Here is a 9,593-nt window from a genome sequence, read left to right on the forward strand (position 1 = left end):
ATTATATTCTGGCGGAATATAGGAGCCAGCTGTAGATCGCCTCCTAACAAAAAAGTTGTATCTTTTGCTTTTTATGAGGTATATACAACTTAGAAGGAATACGTTTAAAAAATAAAAGTGAAACAAAAAAATAAAAATCCTTTTTGGTGGCGTCCTTAGTAATATTTGGGTACAAGCACTCATATATATGGGGTATCTTCAGAGAAATCAGGAGAAGTTCGTGGGAAACCCTGGATTTGGCAATCAAAGCGTAAAGTGGTATACAGGCGGAGAAAATAATGAAAATAAAAAAATAAATAATGAAGTGTTTGTGAATAACCCATAAAAAATTATGATGAATTTCGACGGATGGTATATTGAAAAGCTGAGGTTCGACAGCTATAATAATAACATCACATTAAATTTATAGATTTGTTAAACTTTACTAGTTTTCGAATGATTGCTAAGGGCTCTAGCAATCTAACAGACATGGGAAAAGCCTTAAAAAAGATGTCTTTTGCCTATGTTCATGAAACTAGTGTTAGGTCAAACGATCTATAAATAAGTGGTTTTTTCATAGCCTTTTGTTTATTTTACCGAGAGGCTGATGGAAAGTTTCTGTCATTGACAGAGTACTGGAAAGGCAGGAAGAGGCTGTCTCCTCTTGCTGTTTTTCGAGAGGTACTGAATGTATGCTTGAAGCTGCTTCAGAATATTTTCAGTGCTTATCTTAGCAGAAGAAGGTGAGAATCTGTGGGAAAAACTGTATTAGAAATGAAGAACATTCATAAGCAATTTCCTGGAGTCTATGCCTTGAATAGTGTTGACTTCGAACTAAAAGCAGGCGAAGTACATGCATTGCTCGGTGAGAATGGTGCAGGTAAATCTACCCTGATTAAGGTTCTCGGCGGTATTTATCATCCCGACCAAGGTCAAATCATTATTGATGGCAAAGAGGTTAAGATTAACTCGGTTCCGGACGCTGACGCGGCTGGCGTGAGTATTATCCACCAGGAAATTATGACGGTGCCTTATATGACAATTGCTGAGAATATTTTCCTCGGCAAGGAGCCTCGTACAAAGTTGGGCACTGTGGATCATCAGCGGATGATTAGGGAATCCCAGGTATTAATCGATAGCTTCCATATGAATATGAAGGCAAATCGTAAGGTCATCGCACTGAGTATTGCCCAGCAGCAGATGGTTGAGATTGCGAAGGCAATTGCTATCGACGCAAAGATCGTGGTCATGGACGAACCGACTTCTTCCCTGACGGATAAAGAGGTTGAGCGTCTGTTTGAGATCATTGAGCAGTTAAAGTCGCAGGGTATCGGAATTATTTATATCTCTCATAAGCTTGAGGAGCTGTTCCGAATTTGTGACCGCGTAACTATCATGCGTGATGGTCAATATGTCGCTACCAAGGTCATCGCTGAAACAAACCAGGATGAGCTCATCGCATTGATGGTTGGCCGTACGCTGGGCGATTACTATCACAGAACCTTCCACGAGTTGGGCGATGTGATTTTGGAAGCAAAGAACGTCAAGGGTGGATTGGTAAAAGAAGCCAGTTTCCAGCTGCGCAAAGGAGAAATCCTTGGTTTTGCGGGATTGGTTGGTGCCGGTCGTTCTGAACTGATGAAAGACATCATCGGCCTTGATAAACGCGACGGCGGTGAAGTCTTCATTGATGGCAAAAAGGTTGAGTTCCACGGCGTTCAGGATGCGAAAAAGGCGGGCCTTGTTCTTGTTCCTGAGAACCGGAAGAGAGAAGGCTTGGTCCTGAAAAATGAGGTTGGCTTTAATATGACCATCTCTGTTCTGGAAGACTTCATTAAAGGCATCAATGTCAACCGGAAAAAAGAGAATGAGATTATCAACACCTACGTTGAAGCAATGGCGATTAAGACCCCCTCTACCCGTCAGCTAATTGGTAACCTGTCCGGTGGTAATCAGCAGAAGGTTCTGATCGGTAAATGGCTGGCCGCACATCCTAAGATTTTAATCCTTGACGAGCCGACTAGAGGTATTGACGTCGGTGCAAAAGCTGAAATTTACCAGATTATGAATAGCCTTGCGGAGCAGGGTGTATCTATCATCATGATTTCCTCCGAAATGCCTGAGCTTATCGGTATGGCTGACCGGATTTATGTCATGTATGAAGGCGAAATTACCGGCGAAGTCGACAGAAAAGACTTCACGCAAGAGAAAATAATGTATCATGCAGCAGGAGGAAGATAAAATGGCGGCTCAAGCAGTAAAAAATGATAACATTTTTGTAAGATTTGGACGCGGCGTTGTCACCTATTTTAAAGAAAATGTCGCAGTCCTGCTCGCTTTCCTGATTCTGGTCGTTGTTATGACCATCCTTTCCCCGGTGTTCCTTACTTGGGATAACTTTTCTAACGTTCTCCGTCAGGCAACAACAACCTGGAACCTGGCTCTCGGTTTGACCATGGCGATTATCATCAACGGCATTGACCTGTCCGTTGGTTCCGTTGTTGCCGTATCCGGTACCCTGACCGCCGGCTTCATTTCCAACAATGGCATGAACATCTGGCTGGCCATGCTGCTGGGCTTCTTGATCGGTGCCTTGTTCGGCGTTGTCAACGGCTTCATTATCGCTTACACTGGCATGCCTCCCTTCGTTGTAACCCTGGCCACCCAGTTCATCGGACGTGGTGTCGCTTACGTTTACGCAAACGGCCAGCCCATCCGCTGCCTGGTTGACGAGTTCAACGTCATTGGTACTGGTTACCTTGGGTTTATTCCCATCCCTGTTGTTATCTCCCTGGTTATCTTCATCATCATGGTTATTGTTTTGGGCCAGTCTAAATTTGGCCGTCACCTGTATGCCGTTGGTGGTAACGAAGAGGCTGCAAGATTCTCTGGTATCAGCATTAAGAAGGTTAAGATCATCGTTTACACCCTGTCCGGTATCTTCTCCTCCATCGCTGGTATCGTTCTGGCGGCTCGTATGTACTCTGGCCAGCCTGTTGCAGGACAAGGCGCTGAGATGGACGCCATCGCGGCTTCCGTTCTGGGCGGCGTCTCCTTCCTGGGCGGCGTTGGTAAACTCGGCGGCGTAATGGTTGGTATCCTGGTTATCCAGTTTATGTCCAACGGCCTTAACCTGCTGAACGTTAACTCCTTCTGGCAGTATATTGTTAAAGGTGTTATCATCTTGGCAGCTGTTTATCTCGACATCATCAGAAAGAGCAGACAGAAGTTCTAATCTAATACATACCCCACATGAAAGAGACGCACAAGCAATTGTGCGTCTCTTTATTTTTGCGTAATGCCAAAAGCAGGGATGGATGAAATCCATCCCTGCTTTTTTGTTTTATAAACAAACATGCCTAAAATCCAAATTTAAAGGCGCATACAAGAATGTGCAGTACCATTAGGTGCATATCCTCCACCTGCTCAATGCAGTCACAGTCACAGTGCACGGGAAGATCAGCCAGGCGATGGAGCCGTCCTCCATCAAATCCAGTCAAGCCAACCACAACGCCCTTTCTAGACTTGACATACTCACAGGCTTTGATAATATTGGGAGAGTTACCGCTAGCGGACACCGCAATAAGGATATCTCCGTCATTCATAAGATTTTTTAGTTGCTCGACAAAAACGTCACTATAGGTGAAATCATTGCCAAGAGCGGTAATGGAGCTAACAGAATTGGCAAGAGATATAACTCGAAAACGCCCAATATCTCCTGGAACAGCATTTTTAGAAAAATCACACATGAAATGATTAACGGTAGCGGCACTTCCACCATTGCCAGCAAGAAAGATCTGAGTACTGCTTCCTTTTGTTTTTTTGAGCAGCCGGATAACAGAATCAATTTCATCAGTTTGGAGACGATCGAGCTCGTCTTTAAGGGTATTGATATAATCCTGTGTACTACGCAATATATTTACCACCTTTCGTCTGTGCTACAGTTGCGGCACCAATCAGTGCAGCATTATAATCTAGAGCAGTTTTACATAATTTTAAACTTTGATTGGTTGTAGTAAATGCCATTTGGTCCAAAGCATCTCGGATACTGCCCTCTAAAAGGTCAAAATCCATGGATACACCACCACCAAAAACAATTTTTTCTGGATTCACAATGTTAGCAATATAGGAAGCAGCTTTACCAAGATAAAAACCGGTTTGGTTATAAACCTGACGAGCAGCCTGATCACCAATGCGGGCAAGCTGCGCGATTTTTTTAGCTGTACTCTGCATACCTGTCATCTTCTCGTAAGCAGCGGCAATTGCTCTTCCAGAAGCGTGTGCTTCCAGGCAACCGCGATGTGAACAGGGGCATAAATTTCCGTCTGGTTCTACTACAATATGGCCAATCTCACCGGCACCGTTGGAAAAACCACGAATTAACTGGCCGCTGGAAAAAATAGCTCCTCCAACCCCATTGCTAATGGTAATCCAGGCGAAGTCGTCTGTATCCTTACAGCAACCGTACATCCGTTCGCCCAATGCGCAAGCATTGACATCGTTGTCAATAAACACTGGCAGATGAAAAGCCTCCTCTAAAATATGGCCAATAGGAAAGTTGCTAACTCCGGAGAAGGGCGCATAATGCCAAAGTCCCCGGATCGTGTCAGCTACACCTGGGATGGTAACACCGATGGCTTCCGCCTTTCGCTTGGTAGCATCCATCGCTTTTTTAGCTGTAGTGAGAATATCTTCCGTTAACGAGGAGACACTGACCGCCGAAGAGAATTCTTTGCGGAAAACAATGGCGGGATTACCGTCGCTGTCAACAATGGAGGCGAGCATTTTTGAACCGCCGATATCAATCGCCAGTACATATTTATAGAAAAACATAACTTCCTCCTTTTTAATTTATTCATGATGCAATTATAGCATTGCAAGCATCAAAACACAATGAAACAGTCGCCAAATACGGAAAGATGGGAACAATATGCGGTACATATTTTGCCGATTAAGAAGGAAATCCACCTGAACTGTAACACGACTAACAAAAAAATGGCAGAAAGTAATTGTGTCTAAATTATGAATAAACCTAGTTGGGCTATTGATTTTGCATGAAAGAAGGGGTATTTGTGGGACAAATCTTTTCGATATCCTCAGAATTTACAATAAAGACATTTTTCCTCGATTAAATGAATAAAAGGGAACAATGCAATTTAGTGAAAATAGATAAAAAAATGTATTATTAACTGCTAAAAGAAAAAACAACTAATTTCATGGATGAAGTTCCTTAAAAACATTGATTTTAGAGAATAACTGGTATATAATGAGGACATAATACGGAGATTTCCAAACTTATTTCCGGTTATTTTCAGATGTTGTTCGTATATATTTCGTAGAATTTAAGAACTAACATCTGAATTTTTAGTATGTATATACAATTATTGTGTAAAGTTGGGTAGGATAGCAGCGTATAGCTGCAATCCTGATTTACTAGGTGATTAGGAATAGGGACGCCCTATCTTAATAGAGTGAGATGTGCGTATATGTGATGTATGAACTGGCCTCGTTTGTGCAGATTGCATATATGTACAGCCTATCAGTAATTTAAATCAGGAGGGATACTATGAGTTTTCCAGAAGTTGATTTGAAAGAGAAAGCAAAAGAAATTCGCTATCACACCTGTGATGCCATTGCTACTCATGGAGCTGGCCACCTTGGCGGCTGTATGTCTTGCGTTGAACTGATCACCGTTCTTTACTATAAAGTGTTGAACGTTGATCCTAAGAATCCTCAAATGGAAGGCAGAGACAGAGTGGTTATGTCTAAAGGACACGCAGGCCCCACCCTGTATGCAACTCTGGCCCTGAAAGGCTTTTTCCCCATGGATTGGCTGAAAACTTTGAATGCACCTAATACCAACCTCCCCAGCCACTGCGATATGAATAAAACTCCGGGTATTGACTTCACTGCCGGTTCCTTGGGACAGGGCTTTGGATGTGCTGTTGGATTGGCTAAAGGCTCGCAGATTATGAAGGATGGCGCATATATCTATGCGATTCTGGGTGATGGCGAGAGTCAGGAAGGTTCTATTTGGGAGGCCGCTATGACCGCTTCTCAGCAGAAGCTGGGCAACTTGATTGCGTTTACCGATTATAATAAAGCCCAGATCGATGACTGGGTTGATAATATGGTTTCTCTTGAGCCCATTATGGATAAATGGGAGTCCTTTGGATTCAACGTATTCGAGTGCGACGGCCATGACATGGATGCTATCTATAAGACCATTTGTCTGGCAAAAGCAAAAGGTAAAAATAACAAGCCGTCCATGATTATCCTGCACACAACCAAAGGTAAGGGCGTTTCCTTCGCAGAAGCGGATCAGGTTGGCTGCCATCATATGGGCATTGCCGGCGAAAAGGCTGCACAGATGTACAGCGAAGTAAAGTAAGGAGGGGAATAGAATGAGCAAAACATTAATGAAACCAATCTTTCATGAAGAGTTTACTAAATTGATGCGCAAAGATGAAAAGGTGGTCTTTATTGACGCCGACTTGGCAAAAGCGCATGGTAGTGAAAAGCTGAGACTGGAGTTCCCCGACAGAGCGTTGGATGTGGGTATTGCTGAGCAGATGATGGTAGAATACGCGGCAGGCTTGAGCGCCTATGGTTTTAAGCCCTATGTTGCTACCTTTACCCCCTTCCTCACCCGCCGGGCATGCGATCAGATTGCAATTTCTGTCTGCTATGCAAAGAGAAATGTTAAACTTATTGGTACCGACCCTGGCATCTGTGCAGAGACCAACGGCGGAACCCATATGGGCATGGAGGATATTGGCGTTATGCGCTCCATCCCCACCATGGTCATCTATGAGCCAGCTGATGCTGCTGAGTTTATCAAGGCACTGCCGGTCATCAATGATTATCCCCATGCTATGTACATCCGTCATCAGAGAACAGAGGCTCAGGACGTCCATGAAGGCGACTTTGAGTTTGATCTGTTCAAGGCGGAATTGCTCAAAGAGGGCGCAGATGTAACCATCGCCGCTTCTGGCTATATGGTTGCTGAGGCACAGAAAGCTGCCGATATTCTTGCAAAAGACGGCATCAATGCTGAGATCCTCAACGTACATACCATTAAACCTCTGGATGGCGAGACCATCGCGGCTTCTGTCAAGAAGACCGGATGCCTGGTCACTGCAGAGAACCACAATATTATCGGCGGCCTGCGTTCCGCTATTCTGGAAGACTTCTCCGAGCGCGGTGTCTTTGTTCCCACTGAGGCCATCGGTGTGAAAGATCACTTTGGCGAAGTTGGCTTCCTGCCCTTCCTCCAGGAGAAATATCATATGAGACCAGAGGATATTGCAGAGGCTGCAAAGAAAGTCATCGCAAAGAAATAAGCGAAACTAAAGCAGAGCGACAAAATCTCCTTATTTCTAATAAGGAGATTTTGTTTACCTTCATTGGCAGAGAGGCTCTGCATTTTATCCTTACTTCTTCTGAAAAAACATAGGAAAACCACAAAAGGAGGATCATTCATGGAAAAATTGATTCTTGGTTATATCCCCACCCGAAGAACTATCTTCAGTGTGCCGGATGCTATCAAATTCAATAAGCTGATCCGGGAAAAGCTGGAGGAATATACCGATCGCATTGAGATTGTAGGAATTGAAGATATCAACGAAGAGGGCTTGATTGTTGACAATATCAGGGATGTGGAAGCTATCATCCACAAGATGAAGGTCAACAAGGTAGACGCCATCTTCATCCCCCACTGCAATTTTGGTACAGAGGATTCTGTGGCCCGCATCGCCAGGGAAGTAGGAAAACCCACCCTGCTGTGGGGCCCCCGGGATGAAGCCCCCCTGCCCGATGGGCAGCGCCTGCGGGATACCCAATGCGGTATGTTTGCCACAGGTAAGGTACTCCGCCGCTTCGGGGTGAAATTCACCTATATTACCAACTCCACCCTGGATAGCGAAGTATTTGCCAGAGGTTTTGACAACTTTATCCGCGCCGCCAACGTGGTCAAGCATTTTAAAAAGACAAGAATTCTTCAAATCGATACCCGTCCGGCCGGTTTCTGGTCTGTCATCTGCAATGAGGGTGAGCTGCTGGAGAAATTCGGCATTGAAACCCATCCCATCTCTTTGACAGAGCTGGAAATGAAGACAAAGGCATTGGAAGCAGAAAACAGCGACGAGCTGAAAGCCACTGTGGCAGACATCAAGAAGAAAATAAACTGCCAGGGGGTAGAGGAGAAGTATATCATCCGGGTGGCAGCCATGAAGCTTGCCATGAAGTCCTTTGCAGACGAATACCAGTGCAACTGTGCTGCGATCCAGTGCTGGAACGCCATGCAGGACTGCATGGACATTATGCCCTGCCTTGCCAATGGCCTGCTCACCGAGGAGGGCTTCCCGGTAGCATGTGAAACCGATATCTGCGGCGCTATCTCATCTGTTATGGCGCAGGCTGCGACCTTCGGACAGAAACCGGCCTTCTTCGCCGATATCACTGTCCGCGATTGGGATAATGAGAATGGAGAACTGCTTTTCCACTGCGGCAACTTCCCGCCCTCTCTTATGACCGACGGCAAATTCCGCACCCACTTTACCTTCCCGTCCCAGTCCCAGGGTACCGGCGAGGGCGAAATCAAGGGCGGGGATATCTCCATCATCCGCTTCGACGGCGACCATGGAGAGTACTCCCTGCTCATGGGTAAGGCGAAAGGCTACCATGGCCGGTTCTCCCGCGGCTCCTTCCTCTGGGTGGAGGTCAATGACTGGCCCCTGTGGGAGGAAAAGGTCATCACCGGTCCTTATATCCATCATGCCATTGGCATTCATGAGTACATCGTCCCGGTGATGTACGAGGCATGTAAGTATCTGGGGATTACTCCCGATCCGGTCGATCCTGAAGAAAAGGAAATCCAGGCATGGCTGAGAGGTTCCAAATAATTGGATTTTGGGATTCCCGTTCTTCCCAGAACGATACTGATAGGCAATCCATGGGAAAGGGCCCGGCGCCTAACGCGCCGGGCCCTTTCTGCTGTAAAGATGTATCTTAAAAAGACTTTTGTTGAAAATACAGAAAATGGATAAATATACTTGCAAGTTGGAAAAAATTTTTGTAATATAAGAATAGATATATTTCATATTCTAATGGACATCATGAAGAAAGAAAATTAGACGTGTAAGCAGATCTTGCGAGGGATATGGAATGTAAGTGATTTTTACAATGAGAAGAAATTCTGAGAAGACAGAGGTGCGTAAAATGATGTATGATGTAGTATCATTGGGTGAATTTATTATTGATTTTACTCCTTATTCCAATCCCGAGAACAAAATCGTTTTTGAACAGAAGCCGGGCGGCGCCCCCTGCAACCTAGCCGCAGGCGTTGCCAAATTAGGAAAAAAGGCAGCGTTTATCGGCAAGGTAGGCAAGGACATGTTCGGTGATGTCTGTATCGAGACACTGGAGCAGGCTGGCATTGATACCAAGGGTGTGGTGATGACCGATGCGTGTAATACAACTTTGGCTTTTGTCAAGCTGCTGCCCTCCGGAGACCGCCGTTTTTCCTTCTATCGCAATCCGGGCGCGGATATGATGCTGGCCTTTGATGAGGTGGATCTTTCTCTCATTGACAACACCAAGATTTTCCACTTTGG

Annotated in this window: 8 protein-coding genes; 6 read left to right on the forward strand and 2 right to left on the reverse strand. The window is 45.1% G+C overall.

The window, feature by feature from the left end; genetic code table 11:
• Window positions 1–732: 732 nt before the first annotated feature.
• Together ACZ25G_RS02615 and ACZ25G_RS02620 are read left to right on the forward strand one after the other, a co-directional pair.
• The gene (locus tag ACZ25G_RS02615; protein WP_463681445.1) at window positions 733–2,220 is read left to right on the forward strand and encodes a sugar ABC transporter ATP-binding protein; all 1,488 of its coding nucleotides are present in this window, start codon (window positions 733–735) and stop codon (window positions 2,218–2,220) included.
• Between the two features lies 1 nt (window position 2,221).
• Window positions 2,222–3,214, forward strand: coding sequence for an ABC transporter permease (locus tag ACZ25G_RS02620; RefSeq protein ID WP_463681446.1), 993 nt, complete (start codon window positions 2,222–2,224; stop codon window positions 3,212–3,214).
• Window positions 3,215–3,338: 124 nt separating this feature from the next.
• On the opposite strand, the gene ACZ25G_RS02625 is transcribed toward ACZ25G_RS02620, so the two are convergent.
• Together ACZ25G_RS02625 and ACZ25G_RS02630 are read right to left on the reverse strand one after the other, a co-directional pair.
• Window positions 3,339–3,893 carry an SIS domain-containing protein gene (locus ACZ25G_RS02625; protein WP_191481877.1) on the reverse strand — a complete coding sequence of 185 codons (555 nt, stop codon included), beginning with the start codon at window positions 3,891–3,893 and terminating at the stop codon, window positions 3,339–3,341.
• Window positions 3,886–4,812, reverse strand: coding sequence for an ROK family protein (locus tag ACZ25G_RS02630; protein WP_342680541.1), 927 nt, complete (start codon window positions 4,810–4,812; stop codon window positions 3,886–3,888). The genes ACZ25G_RS02625 and ACZ25G_RS02630 overlap by 8 nt, the downstream gene beginning before the upstream one ends.
• Window positions 4,813–5,545: 733 nt before the next feature.
• On the opposite strand from ACZ25G_RS02630, the gene ACZ25G_RS02635 reads away from it, so the two are divergent.
• The 4 genes from ACZ25G_RS02635 to ACZ25G_RS02650 all read left to right on the forward strand — a co-directional run.
• Window positions 5,546–6,370, forward strand: coding sequence for a transketolase (locus tag ACZ25G_RS02635; RefSeq protein WP_191481875.1), 825 nt, complete (start codon window positions 5,546–5,548; stop codon window positions 6,368–6,370).
• A gap of 13 nt (window positions 6,371–6,383) precedes the next feature.
• Window positions 6,384–7,322, forward strand: coding sequence for a transketolase family protein (locus tag ACZ25G_RS02640; RefSeq protein WP_224771559.1), 939 nt, complete (start codon window positions 6,384–6,386; stop codon window positions 7,320–7,322).
• A gap of 138 nt (window positions 7,323–7,460) precedes the next feature.
• A complete protein-coding gene (locus tag ACZ25G_RS02645) occupies window positions 7,461–8,882 on the forward strand; it encodes an L-fucose/L-arabinose isomerase family protein (protein WP_191510469.1) in 1,422 nt (473 codons plus the stop codon).
• Between the two features lie 319 nt (window positions 8,883–9,201).
• The coding region (locus ACZ25G_RS02650; RefSeq protein WP_463681447.1) for a PfkB family carbohydrate kinase at window positions 9,202–9,593 on the forward strand (392 nt) is incomplete at its 3' end.

It is taken from the genome of Zongyangia sp. (assembly GCF_965361945.1).